The sequence below is a fragment of the Pseudomonas sp. PDM31 genome (assembly GCF_019218965.1).
Lineage (GTDB): Bacteria > Pseudomonadota > Gammaproteobacteria > Pseudomonadales > Pseudomonadaceae > Aquipseudomonas.
In genome coordinates, this window is the sequence record NZ_JAHUWS010000011.1 from 149359 (window position 1) to 172029 (window position 22671).

Here is a 22671-nt window from a genome sequence, read left to right on the forward strand (position 1 = left end):
TCCAAACAGGGCATAGCCCCCTGTGGGAGCTGGCCTGCCGGCGATGGCGGCGTGTCAGTCGCCGCTGATGTTGGGTGTGCCGGCCTCGCTCGCTCACAGGTTTTGCGGTGTAATGATCAGCGCGTTGCAGCACTTGGCGTCACCCCGAACCGCGTCCGGTAATCACTCGGCGCCAGCCCGGTAATCTTCTTGAATGTCGAGCGAAACGCCCCGGGGTCCTGGTAGCCAACGGTCCAGGCAATGTGGTCGATGGTGCTGTTGGTGAATTCAAGCATTTCCCGCGCCTTGCCAACGCGCAGGTGCTGGCAGTATTCGGTGGGCTTGAGCCCGGTGGCCGCACGGAACCGCCGCAGGAAAGTGCGCTCCTCCAGCCCCGCCCGGTCGGCCATCGCCGTCAGCGAAACATCGGTCGCCCCATTGCTTTGCAGCCAGTGTTGCACCTTGAGGATCGAGGCGTCGCCATGGCTGAGAATCGGCGCAAAGTTACTGCCGCACTCGCTGGCACTGTCGCTGTGCTCCACCACCAGGAAACGCGCGGTAGCGGTGGCAATACTCGGCCCAAGCAGGCGATCGACCAGCCGTAAACCCAATTCGGACCAGGCCATCAGCCCGGCGGTGGTGATCAGGTCGCCATCGTCGACAATCGGCGTATCGGCCTTGAGCTTGATCGCCGGGTAACGCTCGGCGAAGGCTTTTGCCGAGGTCCAGTGGGTGGTGGCGCTGCGACCATCGAGCAGTCCGCTTTCGGCCAACAGAATCGAGCCGACGCACACCCCGCCCAGGGTTGCACCGCTGGCATGTTGCTGGCGTAACCAGCGGATCAATCCCTGGGGCGCCTGGCCTTCGGAAAATCCGGCGATAGAGGGCGGAATCAGCACCGCTACCAGGTTGCGGTCCGGGCCGGGCAGGCTGTCATAGACTCGCACCGGCGCCTGCTCAGCCTCGACCTGCCAATGGCTGACTCGCAACAACGGCAACTGCGCGGCCTGATGCTCGGCAGCAATGCGGTTGGCCACGCCGAACAAGTCCGTCAAGCCATGCACCGCCGCCATCTGCGCACCGGGGTAGATCAGCACAGCCAGTTCGGCGATTGCCCTTTGTGCGTCCATTGTCAGTTTTCCCCCTCTTATTGTCGGTGCGGCCAATCCCGCAATGGCCTGCCGGAGCCAATACTTCATTCCACACCAAACACACACTTCGAGGAAACAGTCATGGCCAAGCAAGCGCTCATCGTAGTCGATATCCAGAACGACTACTTCCCCCAAGGCAAATGGCCGCTGGTCGGTGCCGACGCCGCCGCAGACAACGCCGTACGACTGCTCAAGGCCTTCCGCGACGCTGGCGATGCGGTGGTGCATATCCGCCATGAATTCACCTCCGAAGAGGCGCCGTTTTTCACTCCGAACTCTGAAGGCGCGAAGCTGCACCCCAAAGTCCTCAACCACGCCGACGAACCGGTGGTGCTCAAGCACTTCGTCAACTCGTTCCGCGAAACCGAGCTGAAATCGATCCTCGACGAACAAGGCATCACGGAGTTGGTGGTGGTCGGCAGCATGAGCCACATGTGCGTCGATGGCATCACCCGTGCCGCGGCGGACTTTGGCTACACGGTGACGGTGATTCACGATGCCTGTGCGACCCGTGACCTGGAATTCAATGGCGTGACGGCTCCAGCAGCGCACGTGCACGCGGCGTTCATGGCAGCCCTGGCTTTTGCTTACGCCATCGTAGTGTCCACCGACGAATTCCTCGCGGCCTGAGTTTCATCTCACGCAGTTTCGCCACAAACAAAAAACCCGCACTTCTGACCGAAGTGCGGGTTTAGTATTTCAGCTTGCCACTTGTAGCTGGAGGCTAACGGCTGCTTTAGAACGGAATATCGTCATCAAAGCTGTCGAAATCCGGAGCCGGTTGCGGAGCAGCCTGTTGAGGGGCTGGACGCTGTGGCTGCTGTTGCGGCGCAGGACGTGGAGCCTGCTGGCGCGGAGCGGATTGCTGGTAGTTGTTACCGCCACCCTGGCCTTGCTGGTCGCCCTGTGGACGGCCGCCCAACAGTTGCATGGTGCCCTGCATGTCGACCACGATTTCGGTGGTGTAACGCTTGATACCGTCTTTTTCCCACTCGCGGGTCTGCAGTTTGCCTTCGATGTACACCTGCGAACCTTTACGCAGGTATTCGCCGGCGATCTCTGCAACCTTGCCGAACATCGACACACGGTGCCATTCGGTCTTTTCGACTTTCTGGCCGGTTTGCTTGTCGGTCCACTGCTCGCTGGTCGCCAGACTCAGGTTGGTCACGGCATTACCGTTAGGCAGGTAGCGAACTTCGGGATCCTGGCCGCAAGTGCCGACCAATATGACTTTGTTAACCCCACGGGCCATAACGTTCTCCTAGGCTACGCACGCTGCCCCGGCCGGGTTGTTCACCAGGCTTTCAAGGGTGGTGCGATCCAATAGTTCGGTGTCCAATTTGATGTAAATGGCCGCTTCGTCTGCGACGATCACTGCATCTGTTACCCCTACGACCGCCTTCAGGCGCTCGACCAGACCCGCTTCACGGATCGCCTCAGGCGATAACGGCAAGCGCAGGCTTGTGACGTAGGGAGGTTCGCGCATGGTAACAGCAAAGACCAGCCAGATGGCAGCCAGACCGGCGCATCCGAGGAACACAACCGACAGACCGCCATGCTGGTACATCCAGCCGCCGAGAATGCCACCCAGTGCCGAACCGAGGAACTGGCTGGTGGAATAAACCCCCATCGCCGTGCCCTTACCGCCCGCCGGTGAAACCTTGCTGATCAGCGATGGCAATGAAGCTTCCAGCAGATTGAACGCGGTGAAAAATACCACCGTCCCGACTACCAGAGCCCGCAAGCTATCGCCGAACTGCCAGAAGAATAGCTCAGTGAGCATCAACGTCACGACGGCGCCGAGTAATACTCGTTTCATTTTGCGTCGCTTCTCGCCGTAGATAATGAACGGGATCATGGCGAAGAACGAAATCAGCAGCGCAGTGAGGTAGACCCACCAGTGCTGCTCCTTGGGCAGGCCGGCTTTTTCGACCAGGGCCAGCGGCAAGGCGACGAAGCTCGACATCAACATGGCGTGCAACACAAAAATGCCCAGGTCCAGGCGCAGCAGATCCGGATGCTTGAGCGTCGGGATCAGCGCCTGACGGGCGACACCGGACTCACGATGCTGTAACGGCCCGGTGGAGCGCGGCACCATGAACATCACGATCAGGATGCCCAGTAGCGCCATGCCGCCCGTGGCGAGGAACAGCCCGGACAGGCCGAAGGCATGGGTCACCAGCGGGCCGACCACCATCGCAACGGCGAACGAAAGGCCAATCGTCATGCCGATCATGGCCATGGCCTTGGTCCGGTGCTGCTCGCGGGTCAAGTCTGAGAGCAAGGCCATGACCGCGGCGGAAATCGCCCCGGCGCCTTGCAGGATGCGTCCGGCGATCACGCCCCAGATCGAATCGGCGTTGGCCGCCAGCACGCTGCCGAGGGCAAAGATGATCAGCCCCAGGTAGATCACCGGGCGTCGACCGATACGGTCGGAAATGAAGCCGAACGGGATCTGGAAAAGCGCCTGGGTCAGGCCATAAGCGCCAATCGCCAGCCCGATCAGGGCAGGCGTCGCTCCCGCCAGGTCCATGCCATAGGTCGCCAGTACCGGCAACACCATGAACATGCCCAGCATACGGAAGGCGAACACCAGGGCCAGACCGCTTGCTGCGCGGTTCTCGCTACCACTCATGCGTTCGCTGTGGGGATCGTGCATGGAAAAACCTCATGTGAACCGGCGGCGATTCTACCAGTCCCATCGATTGACAGGATATATCGCGACGCTTTGCCGCGCATTGCTGACAGACTCTTCATGTAAGCCGGCATATCCCTGATTTGATAGTGTGCATCCATCCAGTATTTGGCCGTATACTCTTACGTTTTCGACGCCCGCCGAGCGAGGCCACCTTGGACAAGATCCTGATTCGTGGGGCTCGAACCCACAACCTGAAGAACATCGACCTGACCCTGCCCCGGGACAAGCTGATCGTCATCACCGGCCTGTCCGGCTCCGGCAAGTCGTCCCTGGCGTTCGACACCCTGTACGCCGAAGGTCAGCGCCGCTACGTCGAATCGCTGTCGGCCTACGCCCGCCAGTTCCTGTCGATGATGGAAAAACCCGACGTCGACACGATCGAAGGCCTGTCGCCAGCGATTTCCATCGAACAGAAATCGACCTCGCACAACCCGCGCTCGACGGTCGGCACCATCACCGAAATCTACGACTACCTGCGGCTGTTGTATGCCCGCGTCGGTATCCCGCGCTGCCCGGATCACGATATCCCGCTGGAAGCGCAAACCGTCAGCCAGATGGTCGACCTGGTCCTTGCCGAGCCCGAGGGCAGCAAGCTTATGCTGCTGGCGCCAGTGATCCGCGAGCGGAAAGGCGAGCATCTATCGGTCTTCGAAGAGCTGCGTGCCCAGGGCTTCGTACGCGCCCGGATCAACGGCAAGCTCTATGAGCTGGACGAAGCGCCCAAACTCGACAAGCAGAAGAAGCACACAATCGATGTCGTGGTCGACCGTTTCAAGGTCCGCGCCGATATGCAGCAGCGCCTTGCCGAGTCGTTCGAAACTGCCTTGAAGCTGGCGGACGGCATCGCTCTGGTGGCACCGATGGACGACGAGCCGGGTGAAGAGATGATCTTCTCGGCGCGTTTCGCCTGCCCGATCTGCGGCCACGCCATCAGCGAGCTGGAACCCAAGCTGTTTTCCTTCAACAACCCGGCCGGCGCCTGCCCGACCTGCGACGGCCTGGGTGTGAAACAGTTTTTCGACATCAAGCGTCTGGTCAACGGCGAACTGACTCTCGCCGAAGGTGCGATTCGTGGCTGGGACCGGCGCAACGTTTACTATTTCCAGATGCTCGGCTCGCTGGCCTCACACTACAAATTCAGCCTGGAAGTTCCTTTCAACGAGCTGCCCGCCGATCAGCAGAAATTCATCCTGCATGGCAGCGGTTCGCAGAACGTCGACTTCAAATACCTGAACGACCGTGGCGACATCGTCAAGCGCTCACACCCGTTCGAAGGCATCGTGCCGAACCTGGAACGACGCTACCGCGAGACCGAGTCCGCCTCGGTTCGCGAAGAGCTGGCCAAATTCCTCAGCACCCAGTCATGCCCGGACTGCCGTGGCACCCGCTTGCGGCGTGAAGCGCGGCACGTGTGGGTGGGTGAAAAAACCTTGCCGGCAGTGACAAACCTGCCGATCGGTGATGCCTGCGACTACTTCGGCGGGCTCAAGCTCACCGGCCGGCGCGGCGAAATTGCCGACAAGATCCTCAAGGAAATCCGTGAGCGCCTGCAGTTCCTGGTCAACGTCGGCCTCGATTATCTGTCGCTGGACCGCAGTGCCGACACCCTGTCCGGCGGAGAGGCGCAGCGTATTCGCCTGGCCAGCCAGATCGGCGCCGGCCTGGTGGGGGTCCTGTACATCCTCGATGAGCCCTCGATCGGCCTGCACCAGCGCGATAACGATCGCCTGCTCGGCACCCTCAAGCACCTGCGGGATATCGGCAACACGGTGATCGTGGTCGAGCACGACGAAGACGCGATTCGCCTGGCCGACTACGTGGTGGATATCGGCCCGGGTGCCGGGGTTCATGGCGGACATATCGTCGCCGAAGGTACGCCGGCCGAGGTCATGGCCCACCCGGATTCGCTGACCGGCAAGTACCTGTCGGGGCGGGTGAAAATTGAAGTACCGGCCAAACGCACGCCGCGTAACAAAAAGCTGTTGCTGTCACTCAGGGGCGCTCGCGGCAACAACTTGCGCAACGTCGACCTGGAAATTCCGATCGGCCTGCTGACCTGCGTGACCGGTGTGTCCGGTTCGGGCAAGTCGACCCTGATCAACAACACGCTTTTCCCCTTGAGCGCCACGGCCCTTAACGGAGCCACGACACTTGAGGCAGCGGCTCACGACAGCATCAAAGGCTTGGAGCACCTGGACAAGGTCGTCGACATCGACCAGAGCCCTATCGGCCGTACACCGCGTTCCAACCCGGCGACCTATACCGGGCTGTTCACGCCGATCCGCGAGCTGTTCGCCGGCGTGCCGGAATCCCGCTCTCGGGGCTACGGACCAGGGCGTTTCTCCTTCAACGTCAAGGGCGGACGCTGTGAGGCCTGCCAGGGTGACGGCCTGATCAAGGTGGAAATGCACTTCCTTCCGGACATCTACGTCCCCTGCGATGTGTGCAAGAGCAAGCGCTACAACCGCGAAACCCTCGAGATCAAGTACAAGGGCAAGAGCATCCACGAGACCCTCGAGATGACCATCGAGGAAGCGCGGGTGTTCTTTGATGCGGTGCCGGCCCTGGCGCGTAAGCTGCAAACGCTGATGGACGTCGGCCTGTCGTACATCAAGCTGGGGCAATCGGCGACCACCTTGTCCGGTGGTGAAGCCCAGCGGGTGAAGCTTTCCCGCGAGTTGTCCAAGCGTGATACCGGCAAGACCCTGTACATCCTCGATGAGCCGACCACCGGCCTGCACTTCGCGGACATACAACAACTGCTCGACGTGTTGCATCGCCTGCGCGACCACGGCAACACCGTGGTGGTGATCGAACACAACCTGGACGTGATCAAGACGGCCGACTGGCTGGTGGACCTGGGTCCTGAGGGTGGCTCCAAGGGCGGGCAGATCATTGCCGTCGGTACGCCTGAGGAAGTCGCCGAAATGAAGCAATCCCACACCGGCTACTACCTCAAGCCGCTGCTGGAACGCGATCGCGCCTGATCGCCGGGCATGAAAAAGCCCCTGTCACTTCGTCAGTGACAGGGGCTTTTTTTGTTCCTGTAGGAGCGAGCATGCTCGCGATGGTCGTTAACGATAACGCGGGCATCTTGAGTCACCGCGGCGCCCTCAGGTTTCTCGCGAGCATGCTCGCTCCTACAGAAAAGTGCGGGGCTTCACTTACGCAATCATGCGTGGGATTGCAGGTAATTCTCGAGACCGATCAGCTTGATCAGACCCAGCTGTTTCTCCAGCCAGTAAGTGTGATCTTCTTCGGTGTCATGCAACTGAACCCGCAGCATCTCGCGGCTGACATAGTCCTTGTGCTGCTCGCAAAGCTTGATGCCTTTGCACAGCGCGGCCCGTACTTTGTATTCCAGGCGCAAATCCGCTTCGAGCATCTCTGTCACCGTGGTGCCGACATCGAGATCATCCGGGCGCATGCGTGGGGTGCCTTCGAGCATCAGAATCCGGCGCATCAGTGCATCGGCGTGCCCGGCCTCTTCTTCCATCTCGTGGTTGATACGTTCGTAGAGCTTGGTGAAACCCCAGTCCTCATACATCCGCGAATGAACGAAATATTGATCACGCGCGGCCAGTTCGCCGGTCAGCAACGTGTTGAGGTAATCGATTACGTCTGGGTGGCCTTGCATCGCCCTACATCTCCCTGCTTGAAAGTTATAGTTTGAACCAAGCTGACCGTAACGTCACTCGACAGACGCAATAAAAGCGAAGATATTCTGAGAAAAGCAGCTTAAATAACGCAAAAACCGCCCAAACAAGGGCGGTTCTGCTTCTCATTTAGACTTCGTTAAGCTGTACGTTGAGCAGCGTTGCGATTGCTTCTCCATACGCCGGATCAGCTTTGTAGAAATGCTGCAGTTGCCGATCAACCACGTCACTGGAGACGCCCGCCATCGCACCGGCAATGTTACTGACCAGCAGGGTTTTCTGCTGCTCGTTCATCAGGCGGAACAACGCGCCTGCGTGGCTGTAGTAGTCAGTGTCTTCGCGATGATCGTGACGATCGGCCGCGCCGCTCAGGCACAATGCCGGTTCAGCGTAGCGAGGTGCCTGCTTCGGCGACTCCACATAACTGTTGGGCTCGTAGTTCGGCGCCGCACCACCATTGTTGCCTAAGGCCATCGAGCCATCGCGCTGGTAGGTATTGACCGGACTGCGTGGGGCGTTTACTGGCAACTGCTGATGATTGGTGCCTACACGATAGCGATGGGCATCGGCGTAAGCGAATACTCGCCCTTGCAGCATGCGATCCGGCGAAAGACCAACACCAGGCACCATGTTGCTTGGACCGAACGCCGCTTGCTCCACCTCGGCGAAATAATTCTGCGGGTTGCGGTTCAGCTCCAGTTCCCCCACTTCAATCAGCGGAAACTCTTTCTGCGACCAGGTTTTGGTCACGTCGAACGGGTTCTCGTAGTGCGCCGCAGCCTGAGCCTCGGTCATGACCTGAATGCACACGCTCCATTTCGGGAAATCGCCGCGCTCAATGGCATTGAACAGGTCGCGCTGGGCGTAATCTGGATCGGTACCCGCCAGGCGAGCCGCTTCGGCCGGTGCGAGGTTCTTGATGCCCTGCTTGGTTTTGTAGTGCCACTTGACCCAGTACCGCTCACCGAGAGCGCTTATCAGGCTATAGGTATGACTGCCGAAGCCGTGCATGTGACGGTAGCCATCCGGGATGCCGCGGTCGGAAAACAGGATGGTGACCTGGTGCAGCGCCTCAGGCGAATGGGACCAGAAGTCCCACATCATCTGGGCACTTTTCAAGTTGCTCTGCGGCAGGCGTTTCTGGGTGTGGATAAAGTCGGGAAACTTCAGCGGGTCGCGAATGAAGAATACCGGTGTGTTGTTGCCGACGATGTCCCAGTTGCCTTCCTCGGTGTAGAACTTCAAGGCAAAACCCCGTGGATCGCGCTCGGTATCAGCCGAGCCACGCTCGCCACCCACCGTGGAGAATCGCAGGAACGTCGGGGTTTGCTTGCCAACAGACTCAAACAGCTTGGCGCTGGTGTACTGAGTGATGTCGCGAGTCACGGTGAAGGTGCCGTAGGCGCCCGAGCCCTTCGCGTGTACCCGGCGCTCAGGAATGTTTTCGCGGTTGAAGTGGGCAAGCTTCTCGATCAGGTGAAAGTCGTCGAGCAGCAGCGGACCACGAGGGCCGGCGGAGCGGGAATTCTGGTTGTCGGCAACAGGAGCGCCGCTGGCGGTGGTAAGCGTTTTGTTCTGGCTCATACGATCTTCCTTCATCTGTCGGTCTTGAACTGCCGGCTATCGGCTGAGAAGGAGTATTGATCATCAATATGACAGCTACAAATTCATTAACTTGCAGCAATCGATAGAAAAATACTAATGAACACTCCCATCACATAGTGACGTTGCGGACAAAGGAGACGCTTGTATAAATGGCGCGTTTCTTACAGACACAAAAAACCGGGCACTAGGCCCGGTTCTTTGTTTCAGACTGACGTCTTACTCGGCAGATACAGCTTCGCCGGCAGTAGCACGATCAACCAACTCGACGTACGCCATAGGCGCGTTGTCGCCAGCGCGGAAACCGCACTTGAGGATGCGCAGGTAGCCACCCTCACGGGTAGCGTAACGCTTGCCCAGGTCGTTGAAGAGCTTACCAACGATAGCTTTCGAACGGGTACGGTCGAAAGCCAGACGGCGGTTAGCCAGGCTGTCTGTCTTGGCCAAAGTGATCAGCGGCTCGGCAACGCGGCGCAGTTCTTTAGCTTTCGGCAGTGTAGTTTTGATCAGCTCGTGCTCGAACAGCGACACCGCCATGTTTTGGAACATGGCCTTGCGGTGCGAGCTGGTGCGGCTCAGGTGACGACCACTTTTACGATGACGCATGGTTCATTCCTTACCAAACACTACGTTCGGTGATTACGACGATCAGGCAGTCGCCTTGTCGTCCTTCTTAAGACTTGCAGGCGGCCAGTTGTCGAGGCGCATGCCGAGGGACAGACCGCGGGAGGCCAGAACGTCCTTGATTTCAGTCAAGGATTTCTTGCCCAGGTTCGGAGTCTTCAACAGCTCTACTTCGGTACGCTGAATCAGGTCGCCGATGTAGTAGATGTTTTCCGCCTTAAGGCAGTTAGCCGAACGTACAGTCAGTTCCAGATCGTCAACCGGGCGAAGCAGGATCGGATCGATCTCGTCTTCCTGCTCGACAACCACTGGCTCACTGTCACCTTTGAGGTCGACGAACGCAGCCAACTGCTGTTGCAGAATGGTTGCAGCGCGGCGAATAGCCTCTTCAGGATCCAGAGTACCGTTGGTTTCCAGATCAATAACCAGCTTGTCCAGGTTAGTACGCTGCTCGACACGGGCGTTTTCCACCACGTATGCGATACGGCGAACCGGGCTGAACGAAGAGTCAAGCTGCAAGCGACCGATGCTGCGGCTTTCGTCTTCATCGCTCTGACGCGAGTCGGCCGGTTCATAACCACGACCACGAGCTACTACGAGCTTCATGTTCAGGGCGCCGTTAGACGCCAGGTTAGCGATTACGTGATCGGGGTTAACGATCTCGACATCATGATCCAGCTGAATATCGGCAGCGGTAACCACCCCCGAACCCTTCTTCGACAAGGTCAGCGTAACTTCGTCACGACCGTGCAGCTTGATAGCCAGACCTTTAAGGTTCAACAGGATTTCAATTACGTCTTCCTGTACACCTTCGATGGCGCTGTACTCGTGGAGCACACCGTCAATCTCGGCCTCGACTACTGCACAGCCGGGCATTGAGGACAACAGGATGCGGCGCAGCGCGTTGCCCAGGGTATGGCCAAAGCCACGCTCGAGAGGCTCGAGAGTGATCTTGGCGCGGGTTGGACTGACAACCTGCACATCAATGTGGCGGGGTGTCAGGAACTCATTTACCGAAATCTGCATGGATGCACCTATTTTCTAGCCCTTACTTGGAGTAGAGCTCGACAATCAGGCTTTCGTTGATGTCGGCGGACAGATCACTGCGAGCTGGAACGTTCTTGAAAACGCCCGACTTCTTCTCAGTGTCTACTTCTACCCATTCTACGCGGCCACGTTGGGCACACAGATCGAGAGCTTGGACAATGCGAAGTTGATTTTTTGCTTTCTCGCGAACAGCAACCACGTCACCAGCACGAACCTGGTAGGACGGAACGTTAACGGTCTGACCGTTTACGCTGATCGACTTGTGCGATACCAGCTGACGGGATTCGGCACGAGTCGAACCGAAGCCCATACGGTATACCACGTTGTCCAGACGGCATTCGAGCAGTTGCAGCAGGTTTTCACCGGTTGCACCTTTCTTGCCAGCTGCTTCTTTGTAGTAGCCGCTGAATTGACGCTCGAGAACGCCGTAGATACGACGGACCTTCTGCTTTTCACGCAGTTGGGTGCCGTAGTCGGACTGGCGACCGCGGCGTTGGCCGTGGATACCAGGTGCTGCTTCAATGTTGCACTTCGATTCGATCGCGCGCACGCCGCTCTTCAGGAAGAGATCGGTGCCTTCGCGACGAGCGAGTTTGCATTTTGGACCAATGTAACGAGCCATTCTTTACAATCTCCTGGATTACACGCGGCGCTTCTTCGGCGGACGGCACCCGTTGTGCGGGATTGGCGTCACGTCGGTGATGCTGGCGATCTTATAGCCACAGCCGTTCAATGCACGGACAGCAGACTCACGACCTGGACCTGGACCTTTGACGTTAACGTCGAGGTTTTTCAGGCCATATTCCAGCGCAGCTTGACCAGCACGTTCAGCAGCTACTTGAGCAGCAAACGGCGTGGACTTGCGGGAACCGCGGAAACCCGAACCACCGGAGGTAGCCCAAGAAAGCGCGTTACCTTGACGGTCGGTGATGGTCACGATGGTGTTGTTAAAAGAAGCATGGATGTGGGCGATGCCATCAACCACTGTCTTTTTAACTTTTTTACGAGGACGAGCAGCAGGTTTTGCCATGATTAATTTCCTGTCGATTCGCGTGGGCGATTACTTGCGGATCGGCTTACGCGGACCTTTACGGGTACGCGCGTTAGTCTTGGTACGCTGACCGCGTACTGGAAGACCACGACGATGACGCAGACCACGGTAGCAACCGAGGTCCATCAAACGCTTGATTTTCATGTTGATTTCGCGACGCAGGTCACCTTCAGTGGTGAACTTCGCCACTTCGCCACGCAACTGCTCAATCTGCTCGTCGCTCAGATCTTTGATCTTTGCGGCTGGGTTTACCCCAGTCTCTGCGCAAATTTTCTGCGCAGTAGTGCGACCAACACCATAGATGTAGGTCAGCGAGATAACAGTGTGCTTGTTATCTGGAATGTTAACGCCTGCAATACGGGCCATTCAGTGGGACTCCAATTGACAGCTACCTACGCCCCGGAAGCCAAGAAATAGGGCGCGAGATAATATCGCTGTAATAACAAATAATCAACCCGGTAGCGCACTAGCTACCGGGCTTCAAGCAGATCACACTCAGCCTTGGCGCTGTTTGTGACGCGGTTCCGCGCTGCAAATTACTCGAACAACACCTTCGCGGCGAATAATCTTGCAGTTACGGCACAGCTTTTTCACCGATGCACGAACTTTCATCACCAACTCCTCGAACCTTATGGGTCAGCGCAGCATGCCGCTGCCGTAACCCTTCAGGTTGGCTTTCTTCATCAGGGATTCGTACTGGTGCGAAACGAGGTGCGATTGTACTTGGGACATGAAGTCCATCACAACCACGACGACGATCAGCAACGAGGTCCCGCCAAGGTAGAACGGAACGTTGGCTGCAACCACCAGGAACTGGGGCAACAGGCAGACGGCCGTCATGTAAAGAGCACCGAACAGGGTCAAGCGGGTCAGAACGCCATCAATATAGCGTGCCGACTGCTCACCTGGACGGATGCCCGGAATAAAGGCACCGGACTTCTTCAGGTTTTCCGCTACGTCTTTCGGATTGAACATCAACGCCGTATAGAAGAAGCAGAAGAAAATAATCCCTGCACTAAACAGCAGAATATTCAACGGCTGACCAGGAGCGATCGACTGCGAGATGTCCTGCAACCAGCCCATACCTTCAGACTGACCGAACCAGGCACCCAGCGAAGCCGGGAACAGCAAAATGCTGCTCGCGAAAATGGCCGGAATAACACCGGCCATGTTCACTTTCAGCGGCAAGTGGCTAGTCTGCGCAGCGAAGACCTTGCGGCCCTGCTGACGCTTGGCGTAGTGAACAGCGATACGACGCTGACCACGCTCAATGAACACCACGAAACCGATGATCGCTACTGCCAGCAAACCGATGGCAACCAGGGCGAAGATGTTGATATCACCCTGACGAGCAGACTCGAAAGACTGCCCGATCGCTCTCGGAAGACCGGCGACGATACCCGAAAAAATCAACATCGAGATACCGTTGCCAACACCACGCTCAGTAATCTGCTCACCCAGCCACATCATGAACATCGCACCAGCCACAAAAGTGGTTACCGCGACGAAATGGAAGCTAAAGTCACCAGTGAACGAAACGCCCTGCCCCGCCAGACCAATGGACATGCCAATAGCCTGGACAAGAGCAAGAGCGACAGTGAGGTAGCGGGTGTACTGGCTAATCTTGCGACGGCCAGCTTCACCTTCCTTCTTCAACTGCTCCAGCTGCGGGCTGACGGCGGTCATCAGCTGCATGATGATCGATGCCGAAATGTACGGCATGATCCCCAGTGCAAAGATGCTCATCCGCTCCAGCGCGCCGCCGGAAAACATGTTGAACAAGCTAAGAATGGTCCCCTCATTCTGTCGAAACAGGTCCGCGAGTCGGTCCGGGTTGATACCTGGAACCGGGATGTGTGCGCCTATTCGGTAGACGATAATCGCCAGGAACAGAAAACGCAGACGAGCCCAGAGTTCAGACATACCGCCTTTGCCGAGCGCAGAGAGAGCACCTTGCTTAGCCATTTATTCCTCGAACTTGCCGCCAGCTGCTTCGATAGCCGCACGCGCACCTTTGGTGGCGCCGATTCCCTTTCCGATGGTAACAGCGCGAGTCACTTCGCCGGACAGCATGATTTTCACACGCTGAACGTTGACGTTGATCACGTTGGCATCTTTCAGAGACTGCACGGTGACGATGTCGCCTTCCACTTTAGCCAGCTCGGACAGACGCACTTCTGCGCGGTCCATGGCTTTCAGTGAAACGAAACCGAACTTCGGCAGGCGACGATGCAGCGGCTGTTGACCGCCTTCAAAGCCTGGAGCAATGGTGCCACCGGAGCGGGAGGTCTGACCTTTGTGACCACGGCCACCAGTCTTACCCAAACCACTACCGATACCACGGCCCGGACGATGCTTTTCGCGACGGGAACCCGGCGCTGGACTCAGATCATTGAGTTTCATCGATTAACCCTCGACACGCAGCATGTAGTAAGCCTTGTTGATCATCCCGCGATTCTCGGGAGTATCCTGGACTTCTACAGTGTGACCGATGCGACGCAGACCCAGACCCTTAACGCACAGTTTGTGGTTAGGGATGCGGCCGGTCATGCTTTTGATCAGCGTTACTTTAACGGTAGCCATGATCAGAAGATCTCCTTGACGCTTTTGCCACGCTTGGCGGCAATGGATTCAGGAGACTGCATTGCTTTCAAACCCTTGAAAGTGGCGTGAACCACGTTTACCGGGTTAGTCGAGCCGTAGCACTTGGCCAGAACGTTCTGAACGCCAGCAACTTCGAGAACGGCACGCATAGCGCCGCCAGCGATGATACCGGTACCTTCAGAAGCAGGCTGCATGTACACCTTCGAAGCGCCGTGAGCGGACTTCATTGCGTACTGCAGAGTGGTGCCGTTCAGATCAACCTGGATCATGTTGCGGCGAGCAGCTTCCATTGCCTTCTGGATCGCAGCAGGCACTTCACGCGACTTGCCACGGCCGAAGCCAACACGGCCCTTACCATCACCAACCACGGTCAACGCGGTGAAAGTGAAGATACGGCCGCCTTTAACGGTTTTGGCTACGCGGTTAACTTGAACCAGCTTCTCGATGTAGCCTTCGTCGCGCTTTTGGTCGTTATTTGACATAACTTAGAACTCCAGCCCAGCTTCACGAGCAGCATCAGCCAGCGCTTTAACGCGGCCGTGGTACTTGAAGCCAGAGCGGTCGAAAGCCACCTGCGAGACGCCAGCGGCCTTAGCACGCGTAGCGACCAGCTGGCCAACCTTAGTGGCCGCGTCGATGTTGCCAGTGGCACCATCACGCAGTTCTTTATCCAAAGTCGAGGCGCTTGCCAGGACTTTGCTGCCGTCGGCCGAAATGACCTGGGCGTAGATGTGCTGCGAAGAGCGGAACACGCAGAGACGCACGACTTCGAGTTCGTGCATTTTCAGGCGTGCTTTGCGAGCGCGACGCAGTCGAGTAACTTTTTTGTCGGTCATTTGCTATGCCCTACTTCTTCTTGGCTTCTTTACGACGGACGACTTCGTCCGCGTAGCGCACACCTTTGCCTTTGTACGGCTCTGGTGGACGGAAGTCGCGGATCTCGGCGGCCACTTGACCTACCAGCTGCTTGTCGATGCCCTTGATCAGGATATCGGTCTGGCTAGGAGTCTCAGCGGTGATGCCTTCCGGCAGTTCGTAATCCACTGGGTGCGAGAAGCCAAGAGCCAGGTTCAGCACTGTGCCTTTTGCTTGCGCTTTGTAACCAACACCGACCAGCTGGAGCTTGCGCTCGAAGCCTTGGCTTACGCCTTGGACCATGTTGTTAACCAACGCACGAGTGGTACCAGCCATTGCGCGAGTCTGTTGATCGCCATTGCGAGCAGCAAAACGCAGCTCACCGGCTTCTTCAACGATCTCAACGGACGAATGGATGTTCAGTTCGAGAGTGCCCTTGGCACCCTTCACCGAAAGCTGTTGGCCTGCGAATTTTACTTCGACACCGGCTGGCAGCTTAACGGGGTTCTTAGCGACGCGAGACATGCTTATCCCCCCTTAGAACACAGTGCAAAGAACTTCGCCGCCGACACCGGCAGCGCGCGCAGCACGATCAGTCATCACACCTTTGTTGGTGGAGACGATAGACACACCGAGACCGCCACGAACTTTTGGCAGATCATCGACGGACTTGTACTGACGCAGGCCTGGACGGCTAACGCGCTTCACTTCTTCGATAACCGGACGGCCTTCGAAGTACTTCAGCTCGATGGACAGCAGTGGTTTTGTTTCGCTGCTGATCTGATAACCCGCAATGTAACCTTCGTCCTTCAGGACTTTGGCAACAGCTACCTTCAACGTGGAAGATGGCATGCTTACGACGGACTTTTCAGCCATCTGGGCATTACGGATACGAGTTAGCATGTCCGCTAACGGGTCCTGCATACTCATGGGCTAGACGCTCCTAATACAAAAAAATTAGCCTTGCGGCTATTACGTGTCGCCGAGAATCTCCGGTCATGAAAAACACGGGCTCAGGCGAGCCGGGTATTCTAGACACACCCCGGAAATGAATCAAGCCCCAAAAGGGGCTTGATCCAGATTCAAGGCCACCGGTGGTCAGGTTCTTGCGAACCTTCGCACCGAGACTCTGAAAGTACTTACCAGCTGGCTTTAACCAGACCTGGTACGTCACCACGCATTGCCGCTTCACGCAGTTTGTTACGGCCGAGGCCGAACTTGCGGTAAACGCCGTGTGGACGACCGGTCAGGCGGCAGCGGTTACGCATGCGCGAAGCGCTTGCGTCACGTGGCTGCTTCTGCAGAGCTACTGTAGCTTCCCAACGCGCTTCTGGACTTGCGTTCAGATCAACGATGATAGCTTTCAGTGCTGCACGCTTCTTGGCGTACTTGGCAACCGTGAGCTGACGCTTCAGCTCGCGGTTTTTCATGCTCATCTTGGCCATGGTCCTACTCCAATCAGTTGCGGAACGGGAATTTGAACGCACGCAGCAGAGCGCGGCCTTCATCATCGTTCTTGGCAGTGGTGGTCAGGGTGATGTCCAGACCGCGGAGAGCATCGATCTTGTCGTAGTCGATTTCCGGGAAGATGATCTGCTCTTTCACGCCCATGCTGTAGTTGCCACGACCATCGAAGGACTTGGCATTCAGGCCGCGGAAGTCGCGAACCCGAGGCAGGGAGATCGACAGCAGACGATCCAGGAACTCGTACATACGCTCACGGCGCAGGGTCACTTTGACGCCGATCGGCCAACCTTCACGGACTTTAAAGCCAGCGATGGATTTGCGAGCGTAGGTCACAACGACTTTCTGGCCGGTGATCTTTTCCAGGTCAGCAACAGCGTGCTCGATGACTTTTTTGTCGCCGATCGCTTCGCCCAGACCCATGTTCAGGGTGATTTTGGTAACGCGCGGAACTTCCATCACGTTCGAAAGCTTAAGTTCTTCCTTAAGTTTCGGAGCAATTTCCTTCCGGTAAATCTCTTTTAGTCGTGCCATGGTCTCATCTACCTAGCAGTGTTCAAGCATCAACCGCTTTTTGGGTCGACTTGAAGACACGAATTTTCTTGCCGTCTTCTACTTTGAAACCAACGCGGTCAGCCTTGTTGGTTTCGCCGTTGAAAATGGCGACGTTAGAAGCATCCAGTGGAGCTTCTTTTTCGACGATACCGCCCTGCACGCCCGACATCGGGTTAGGCTTGGTATGACGCTTGACCAGGTTCAGACCACCAATAACCAAACGGTTGTTAGCGAGAACCTTAAGCACCTTACCGCGCTTACCTTTGTCTTTGCCGGCGATCACGATGATCTCGTCGTCACGACGAATCTTTTGCATGTCGGATCTCCTTACAGCACTTCTGGGGCGAGCGAGACGATCTTCATGAACTTCTCAGTACGAAGTTCACGGGTCACTGGCCCAAAGATACGGGTGCCGATCGGCTCTTGCTTGTTGTTCAGAAGAACAGCAGCGTTGCCATCAAAGCGGATAATGGAGCCATCAGCACGACGTACGCCGTGACGAGTGCGGACTACAACAGCAGTCATCACTTGGCCTTTTTTCACTTTACCGCGAGGAATTGCTTCCTTGACGGTAACCTTGATGATGTCACCGATACCAGCGTAACGACGATGGGAGCCACCCAGCACCTTGATGCACATAACGCGGCGAGCGCCGCTGTTATCGGCCACATCGAGCATGGATTGAGTCTGAATCATATAATTTCTCCGACCCCTAGTCCTTAGACTTCCACAGCGCGTTCGAGAACATCAACCAGCGCCCAAGACTTGGTCTTGGCCAAAGGACGAGTTTCACGAATAGTGACTTTGTCGCCGATGTGGCACTGATTGGTTTCGTCGTGCGCGTGCAGCTTAGTCGAACGCTTAACGTATTTACCGTAGATCGGGTGCTTAACGCGACGCTCGATCAGAACGGTGATGGTTTTGTCCATCTTGTCGCTGACAACACGGCCAGTCAGCGTACGGACAGTTTTTTCGGCTTCAGCCATGATTACTTACCTGCCTGCTGGTTGAGCACAGTCTTCACGCGAGCGATGTCACGCTTAACTTGCGAGAGCAGATGAGACTGCCCCAACTGGCCAGTTGCTTTCTGCATACGCAGATTGAACTGGTCGCGCAGCAAGCCGAGCAGTTGCTCGTTCAGCTGCTGTGCGGATTTTTCACGAAGTTCATTCGCTTTCATCACATCACCGTCCGTTTAACAAAGGAGGTGGCGAGCGGCAGCTTTGCAGCAGCCAGGGCGAAAGCCTCACGCGCCAGCTCTTCAGAAACACCCTCGATTTCATACAGGACTTTGCCTGGCTGAATCTGGGCAACCCAGTATTCCACGTTACCCTTACCTTTACCCATACGAACCTCGAGAGGCTTCTTGGAGATCGGCTTGTCCGGGAATACACGGATCCAGATCTTGCCGCCACGCTTAACGTGACGGGTCAGAGCACGACGCGCTGACTCGATCTGACGAGCGGTGAGACGACCACGAGCAACAGACTTCAGCGCATATTCGCCGAAGCTGACTTTGCTACCGCGCAGTGCCAGACCACGGTTGTGGCCGGTCATCTGCTTGCGGAACTTCGTACGCTTTGGTTGCAACATTTGGCGTACCCCTTACTTAGCAGCTTTTTTACGAGGCGCTGGTGCTTGTGGTTTCAGTTCTTCTTGGCGACCACCAATTACTTCGCCTTTGAAGATCCAAACCTTTACACCGATCACACCGTAAGTGGTGTGAGCTTCGTAGTTGGCATAGTCGATGTCGGCACGCAGGGTGTGCAGTGGCACACGACCTTCGCGATACCATTCAGTACGTGCGATTTCAGCACCGCCGAGACGACCGCTCACTTGGATTTTGATGCCTTTGGCACCAATGCGCATGGCGTTCTGTACAGCGCGTTTCATAGCGCGACGGAACATTACGCGACGCTCCAGCTGCTGAGCTACGCTCTGCGCAACCAGCATACCGTCGAGCTCCGGCTTGCGGATCTCTTCGATATTGATGTGCACAGGCACACCCATTTGCTTGGTCAGGTCCTGACGCAGTTTCTCAACATCTTCACCTTTCTTCCCGATAACGATACCAGGACGAGCGGTGTGGATGGTGATGCGTGCAGTTTGGGCCGGACGATGGATATCGATACGGCTTACGGACGCGCTTTTTAGTTTGTCTTGGAGGTACTCACGCACATTCAGATCTGCGAGCAAATAGTCCGCATAAGTCCGACCGTCTGCGTACCAGACGGAGGTGTGCTCCTTGACGATTCCCAGGCGAATGCCAATGGGATGTACTTTCTGACCCATCTCTTCGACTCCGTTACTTGTCAGCAACCTTGACAGTGATATGGCAAGACCGCTTGACGATGCGATCAGCACGGCCTTTGGCACGTGGCATGATGCGCTTCAGCGAACGCCCTTCGTTGACGAAAACAGTGCTGACCTTCAGGTCATCAACGTCTGCGCCTTCGTTATGCTCGGCGTTGGCTACGGCCGACTCCAGCACTTTCTTCATGATCTCGGCGGCTTTCTTACTGCTGAAAGCCAACAGGTTGAGCGCTTCGCCCACCTTCTTCCCGCGGATCTGGTCGGCGACCAAGCGGGCTTTCTGGGCGGAGATTCGAGCGCCCGACAACTTAGCGGCTACTTCCATTTCCTAACCCCTTAACGCTTGGCTTTCTTGTCTGCCACGTGCCCGCGATAAGTGCGGGTACCGGCGAACTCGCCCAGTTTGTGGCCGACCATGTCTTCGTTCACGAGAACTGGGACGTGCTGACGACCGTTGTGTACTGCGATGGTCAGACCGACCATTTGTGGCAGGATCATCGAACGACGCGACCAGGTTTTCACCGGTTTGCGATCGTTCTTTTCCGCCGCCACTTCGATCTTCTTCAGTAGGTGAAGATCGATAAAAGGACCTTTTTTCAGAGAACGTGGCACTGTCGTATCCCTCTATTTACTTGCGACGACGGACGATCATTTTGTCGGTACGCTTATTACCACGAGTCTTCGCGCCCTTAGTCGGGAAGCCCCATGGCGATACCGGATGACGACCACCAGAGGTACGACCTTCACCACCACCATGTGGGTGGTCAACCGGGTTCATGGCAACACCACGAACGGTTGGGCGAACGCCACGCCAGCGTTTGGCACCAGCTTTACCCAGCGAACGCAGGCTGTGCTCGGAGTTCGAGACTTCGCCCAGGGTCGCACGGCATTCAGCCAGGACTTTACGCATTTCACCGGAACGCAGACGCAGGGTCACGTATACGCCTTCACGAGCGATCAGCTGAGCCGAAGCACCAGCGGAACGAGCGATCTGAGCGCCTTTACCCGGCTTCAATTCGATACCGTGAATCGTGCTACCCACTGGAATGTTGCGCAGTTGCAGGGAGTTGCCTGGCTTGATTGGAGCCAGAGCACCTGCGATCAGCTGGTCGCCAGCACTCACGCCTTTAGGGGCGATGATGTAGCGGCGCTCGCCGTCTGCGTAGCACAGCAGTGCGATGTGAGCAGTACGGTTTGGATCGTATTCAATGCGCTCGACAGTGGCGGAGATGCCATCTTTGTCGTTGCGACGGAAGTCGACCATACGGTAATGCTGCTTATGACCACCACCGATGTGACGAGTGGTAATACGGCCATTGTTGTTACGACCACCAGACTTCGATTTTTTCTCGAGCAGCGGTGCGTGAGGAGCGCCTTTATGCAGCTCCTTGTTGACCACCTTGACCACAAAACGGCGGCCAGGGGAAGTCGGTTTGCATTTAACGATTGCCATGATGCACCCCTTCCTTACTCAGCACTGCTGCTGAAATCGAGATCTTGGCCTGGCTGAAGGGAGATAACTGCCTTCTTCCAGTCATTACGCTTGCCCAGACCGCGAGCTGTGCGCTTGCTCTTACCCAGAACGTTCAGGGTAGTAACACGCTCAACTTTCACGCTGAACAGGCTTTCGACGGCCTTCTTGATTTCCAGCTTGGTTGCGTCAGTTGCAACCTTGAAAACGAACTGGCCTTTCTTGTCTGCCAGAACCGTAGCCTTCTCGGAAACGTGCGGGCCAAGCAGAACTTTAAATACGCGTTCCTGGTTCATCCCAGCAGCTCCTCGAATTTCTTCACGGCCGACACGGTGATCAACACCTTGTCGTATGCGATCAGACTAACTGGATCGGAACCTTGCACGTCACGTACATCAACGTGTGGCAGGTTACGAGCAGCCAGGTACAGGTTCTGATCAACAGCGTCGGACACGATCAGAACGTCGGTCAGGCTCATGTTGTTCAGCTTGCCCAGCAGGTCTTTGGTTTTCGGCGTTTCAACGGCGAAATCCTGAACCACAACCAGACGATCAGTACGCACCAGCTCAGCAAGGATGGAACGCATTGCTGCGCGATACATCTTCTTGTTCAGCTTCTGGGAGTGATCCTGAGGACGAGCTGCGAAAGTGGTACCGCCGCCACGCCAGATTGGGCTACGGATAGTACCGGCACGAGCACGGCCAGTACCTTTCTGACGCCATGGGCGCTTACCGCCACCACGAACGTCGGAACGGGTCTTTTGCTGCTTGGAACCCTGACGACCGCCAGCCATGTAGGCTACGACTGCTTGGTGAACCAGCGTCTCGTTGAATTCGCCGCCAAATGTCAGTTCGGAAACTTCGATCGCTTGAGCGTCATTTACATTTAATTGCATGTCAGCTTCCCCTTAACCGCGAGCCTTGGCTGCTGGACGTACAACCAAGTTGCCGCCAGTAGCGCCAGGAACAGCGCCCTTGACCAACAACAGATTGCGTTCAGCGTCCACGCGCACTACTTCGAGGGACTGCACGGTCACGCGCTCAGCGCCCATATGACCGGACATTTTTTTGCCCTTGAATACACGACCAGGAGTCTGGCACTGGCCGATAGAGCCTGGAACGCGGTGGGATACGGAGTTACCGTGGGTGTTATCTTGCCCGCGGAAATTCCAACGCTTGATCGTACCCTGGAAGCCTTTACCCTTGGACTGACCGGTTACATCAACCAGTTGACCAGCGGCGAAGATTTCAGCGTTGATCAGATCGCCGGCCTGGTACTCGCCTTCTTCAAGGCGGAATTCCATTACGGTACGACCAGCGGCAACGTTCGCTTTAGCGAAGTGGCCAGCCTGAGCTGCTGTTACACGCGAAGCACGACGCTCGCCGACAGTGACTTGCACTGCACGATAGCCATCGGTCTCTTCAGTTTTGAACTGGGTGACGCGATTCGGCTCGATCTCAATGACCGTGACCGGAATGGAGACACCTTCTTCGGTGAAAATACGGGTCATACCGCATTTACGACCGACTACACCAATAGTCATGTTGTAAACCTCATGAGTGTACGGGGCTTTCACCCGCTATGGCCGCCCATTTCAGAGC

The 22671-nt window shown here is 56.8% G+C and carries 34 protein-coding genes; 2 read left to right on the forward strand and 32 right to left on the reverse strand.

The window, feature by feature from the left end; genetic code table 11:
* Positions 1 to 116 precede the first annotated feature (116 nt).
* Positions 117 to 1109, reverse strand: a complete 993-nt coding sequence (locus tag KW839_RS21535) for a GlxA family transcriptional regulator (RefSeq protein ID WP_218425450.1) — start codon at positions 1107 to 1109, stop codon at positions 117 to 119.
* 102 nt (positions 1110 to 1211) lie between these two features.
* On the opposite strand from KW839_RS21535, the gene KW839_RS21540 reads away from it, so the two are divergent.
* Positions 1212 to 1760, forward strand: a complete 549-nt coding sequence (locus KW839_RS21540) for a cysteine hydrolase family protein (RefSeq protein WP_218425451.1) — start codon at positions 1212 to 1214, stop codon at positions 1758 to 1760.
* A gap of 106 nt (positions 1761 to 1866) precedes the next feature.
* Here KW839_RS21540 and KW839_RS21545 read toward each other — a convergent pair whose 3' ends face one another.
* Both KW839_RS21545 and KW839_RS21550 read right to left on the reverse strand, forming a co-directional pair.
* The gene (locus KW839_RS21545) at positions 1867 to 2382 is read right to left on the reverse strand and encodes a single-stranded DNA-binding protein (RefSeq protein ID WP_007970128.1); all 516 of its coding nucleotides are present in this window, start codon (positions 2380 to 2382) and stop codon (positions 1867 to 1869) included.
* 9 nt (positions 2383 to 2391) lie between these two features.
* Positions 2392 to 3789, reverse strand: coding sequence for an MFS transporter (locus KW839_RS21550; protein ID WP_060543197.1), 1398 nt, complete (start codon positions 3787 to 3789; stop codon positions 2392 to 2394).
* 191 nt (positions 3790 to 3980) lie between these two features.
* On the opposite strand from KW839_RS21550, the gene uvrA reads away from it, so the two are divergent.
* Positions 3981 to 6815 (forward strand): excinuclease ABC subunit UvrA, encoded by a 2835-nt coding sequence (gene uvrA, locus KW839_RS21555; protein ID WP_218425452.1) that lies wholly within the window; start codon positions 3981 to 3983, stop codon positions 6813 to 6815.
* 185 nt (positions 6816 to 7000) lie between these two features.
* Here uvrA and bfr read toward each other — a convergent pair whose 3' ends face one another.
* From bfr to rplC, 29 genes are all read right to left on the reverse strand, one after another.
* Positions 7001 to 7465, reverse strand: a complete 465-nt coding sequence (bfr, locus tag KW839_RS21560) for a bacterioferritin (protein ID WP_007970123.1) — start codon at positions 7463 to 7465, stop codon at positions 7001 to 7003.
* 148 nt (positions 7466 to 7613) lie between these two features.
* A complete protein-coding gene (locus tag KW839_RS21565; protein WP_060541892.1) occupies positions 7614 to 9068 on the reverse strand; it encodes a catalase in 1455 nt (484 codons plus the stop codon).
* Between the two features lie 237 nt (positions 9069 to 9305).
* Positions 9306 to 9692, reverse strand: coding sequence for a 50S ribosomal protein L17 (gene rplQ / locus KW839_RS21570; RefSeq protein WP_003176402.1), 387 nt, complete (start codon positions 9690 to 9692; stop codon positions 9306 to 9308).
* A gap of 42 nt (positions 9693 to 9734) precedes the next feature.
* Complete coding sequence (gene rpoA, locus KW839_RS21575) at positions 9735 to 10736, reverse strand: DNA-directed RNA polymerase subunit alpha (RefSeq protein WP_007970428.1); 1002 nt, start codon at positions 10734 to 10736, stop codon at positions 9735 to 9737.
* Between the two features lie 22 nt (positions 10737 to 10758).
* Positions 10759 to 11379 carry a 30S ribosomal protein S4 gene (gene rpsD, locus KW839_RS21580; protein WP_003176404.1) on the reverse strand — a complete coding sequence of 207 codons (621 nt, stop codon included), beginning with the start codon at positions 11377 to 11379 and terminating at the stop codon, positions 10759 to 10761.
* 18 nt (positions 11380 to 11397) lie between these two features.
* Entirely contained in the window at positions 11398 to 11787 is a 390-nt protein-coding gene (rpsK, locus tag KW839_RS21585) for a 30S ribosomal protein S11 (protein WP_002555466.1), read from the reverse strand.
* Positions 11788 to 11817: 30 nt separating this feature from the next.
* Positions 11818 to 12174 carry a 30S ribosomal protein S13 gene (gene rpsM, locus KW839_RS21590; protein WP_009045849.1) on the reverse strand — a complete coding sequence of 119 codons (357 nt, stop codon included), beginning with the start codon at positions 12172 to 12174 and terminating at the stop codon, positions 11818 to 11820.
* A 129-nt stretch (positions 12175 to 12303) separates the two neighbouring features.
* Positions 12304 to 12420 (reverse strand): 50S ribosomal protein L36, encoded by a 117-nt coding sequence (gene rpmJ / locus KW839_RS21595; RefSeq protein WP_002555468.1) that lies wholly within the window; start codon positions 12418 to 12420, stop codon positions 12304 to 12306.
* 24 nt (positions 12421 to 12444) lie between these two features.
* Positions 12445 to 13773 carry a preprotein translocase subunit SecY gene (gene secY / locus KW839_RS21600; protein ID WP_007943780.1) on the reverse strand — a complete coding sequence of 443 codons (1329 nt, stop codon included), beginning with the start codon at positions 13771 to 13773 and terminating at the stop codon, positions 12445 to 12447.
* The gene (rplO, locus tag KW839_RS21605) at positions 13774 to 14211 is read right to left on the reverse strand and encodes a 50S ribosomal protein L15 (protein WP_003228720.1); all 438 of its coding nucleotides are present in this window, start codon (positions 14209 to 14211) and stop codon (positions 13774 to 13776) included.
* Positions 14212 to 14214: 3 nt separating this feature from the next.
* Positions 14215 to 14391 carry a 50S ribosomal protein L30 gene (rpmD, locus tag KW839_RS21610; RefSeq protein WP_003176408.1) on the reverse strand — a complete coding sequence of 59 codons (177 nt, stop codon included), beginning with the start codon at positions 14389 to 14391 and terminating at the stop codon, positions 14215 to 14217.
* Positions 14392 to 14393: 2 nt separating this feature from the next.
* On the reverse strand, positions 14394 to 14894 hold the full coding sequence (gene rpsE / locus KW839_RS21615) for a 30S ribosomal protein S5 (protein ID WP_003186035.1): 501 nt from the start codon (positions 14892 to 14894) through the stop codon (positions 14394 to 14396).
* A 3-nt stretch (positions 14895 to 14897) separates the two neighbouring features.
* Entirely contained in the window at positions 14898 to 15248 is a 351-nt protein-coding gene (rplR, locus tag KW839_RS21620; RefSeq protein WP_053162831.1) for a 50S ribosomal protein L18, read from the reverse strand.
* 10 nt (positions 15249 to 15258) lie between these two features.
* Positions 15259 to 15792, reverse strand: a complete 534-nt coding sequence (gene rplF / locus KW839_RS21625; protein WP_003176412.1) for a 50S ribosomal protein L6 — start codon at positions 15790 to 15792, stop codon at positions 15259 to 15261.
* Positions 15793 to 15804: 12 nt separating this feature from the next.
* The gene (gene rpsH, locus KW839_RS21630; protein WP_008065722.1) at positions 15805 to 16197 is read right to left on the reverse strand and encodes a 30S ribosomal protein S8; all 393 of its coding nucleotides are present in this window, start codon (positions 16195 to 16197) and stop codon (positions 15805 to 15807) included.
* A 209-nt stretch (positions 16198 to 16406) separates the two neighbouring features.
* Positions 16407 to 16712: a 30S ribosomal protein S14 gene (gene rpsN, locus KW839_RS21635; protein WP_003176414.1), complete on the reverse strand. Its 306-nt coding sequence runs from the start codon at positions 16710 to 16712 to the stop codon at positions 16407 to 16409.
* A 13-nt stretch (positions 16713 to 16725) separates the two neighbouring features.
* The gene (rplE, locus tag KW839_RS21640; protein WP_003210069.1) at positions 16726 to 17265 is read right to left on the reverse strand and encodes a 50S ribosomal protein L5; all 540 of its coding nucleotides are present in this window, start codon (positions 17263 to 17265) and stop codon (positions 16726 to 16728) included.
* A gap of 22 nt (positions 17266 to 17287) precedes the next feature.
* Entirely contained in the window at positions 17288 to 17602 is a 315-nt protein-coding gene (gene rplX / locus KW839_RS21645; protein WP_003176416.1) for a 50S ribosomal protein L24, read from the reverse strand.
* Between the two features lie 11 nt (positions 17603 to 17613).
* A complete protein-coding gene (gene rplN / locus KW839_RS21650; protein ID WP_002555479.1) occupies positions 17614 to 17982 on the reverse strand; it encodes a 50S ribosomal protein L14 in 369 nt (122 codons plus the stop codon).
* Between the two features lie 23 nt (positions 17983 to 18005).
* Positions 18006 to 18272, reverse strand: coding sequence for a 30S ribosomal protein S17 (rpsQ, locus tag KW839_RS21655; RefSeq protein WP_003176419.1), 267 nt, complete (start codon positions 18270 to 18272; stop codon positions 18006 to 18008).
* Positions 18273 to 18274: 2 nt separating this feature from the next.
* Entirely contained in the window at positions 18275 to 18466 is a 192-nt protein-coding gene (gene rpmC, locus KW839_RS21660; RefSeq protein WP_002555481.1) for a 50S ribosomal protein L29, read from the reverse strand.
* Complete coding sequence (gene rplP / locus KW839_RS21665; RefSeq protein ID WP_019409905.1) at positions 18466 to 18879, reverse strand: 50S ribosomal protein L16; 414 nt, start codon at positions 18877 to 18879, stop codon at positions 18466 to 18468. Before rplP ends, rpmC begins: the two co-directional genes overlap by 1 nt.
* A 12-nt stretch (positions 18880 to 18891) precedes the next feature.
* Positions 18892 to 19578, reverse strand: a complete 687-nt coding sequence (gene rpsC / locus KW839_RS21670) for a 30S ribosomal protein S3 (protein WP_007970424.1) — start codon at positions 19576 to 19578, stop codon at positions 18892 to 18894.
* A gap of 13 nt (positions 19579 to 19591) precedes the next feature.
* Positions 19592 to 19924, reverse strand: a complete 333-nt coding sequence (rplV, locus tag KW839_RS21675; RefSeq protein WP_003103908.1) for a 50S ribosomal protein L22 — start codon at positions 19922 to 19924, stop codon at positions 19592 to 19594.
* 11 nt (positions 19925 to 19935) lie between these two features.
* Positions 19936 to 20211, reverse strand: coding sequence for a 30S ribosomal protein S19 (gene rpsS, locus KW839_RS21680; protein ID WP_002555486.1), 276 nt, complete (start codon positions 20209 to 20211; stop codon positions 19936 to 19938).
* Between the two features lie 16 nt (positions 20212 to 20227).
* A complete protein-coding gene (gene rplB, locus KW839_RS21685) occupies positions 20228 to 21052 on the reverse strand; it encodes a 50S ribosomal protein L2 (protein WP_060541893.1) in 825 nt (274 codons plus the stop codon).
* A gap of 14 nt (positions 21053 to 21066) precedes the next feature.
* Positions 21067 to 21366, reverse strand: a complete 300-nt coding sequence (gene rplW / locus KW839_RS21690; RefSeq protein WP_002555488.1) for a 50S ribosomal protein L23 — start codon at positions 21364 to 21366, stop codon at positions 21067 to 21069.
* Complete coding sequence (gene rplD / locus KW839_RS21695) at positions 21363 to 21965, reverse strand: 50S ribosomal protein L4 (RefSeq protein ID WP_003228735.1); 603 nt, start codon at positions 21963 to 21965, stop codon at positions 21363 to 21365. The genes rplW and rplD overlap by 4 nt, the downstream gene beginning before the upstream one ends.
* A 12-nt stretch (positions 21966 to 21977) precedes the next feature.
* Positions 21978 to 22613: a 50S ribosomal protein L3 gene (gene rplC / locus KW839_RS21700; RefSeq protein WP_003186059.1), complete on the reverse strand. Its 636-nt coding sequence runs from the start codon at positions 22611 to 22613 to the stop codon at positions 21978 to 21980.
* Between the last annotated feature and the right edge of the window lie 58 nt (positions 22614 to 22671).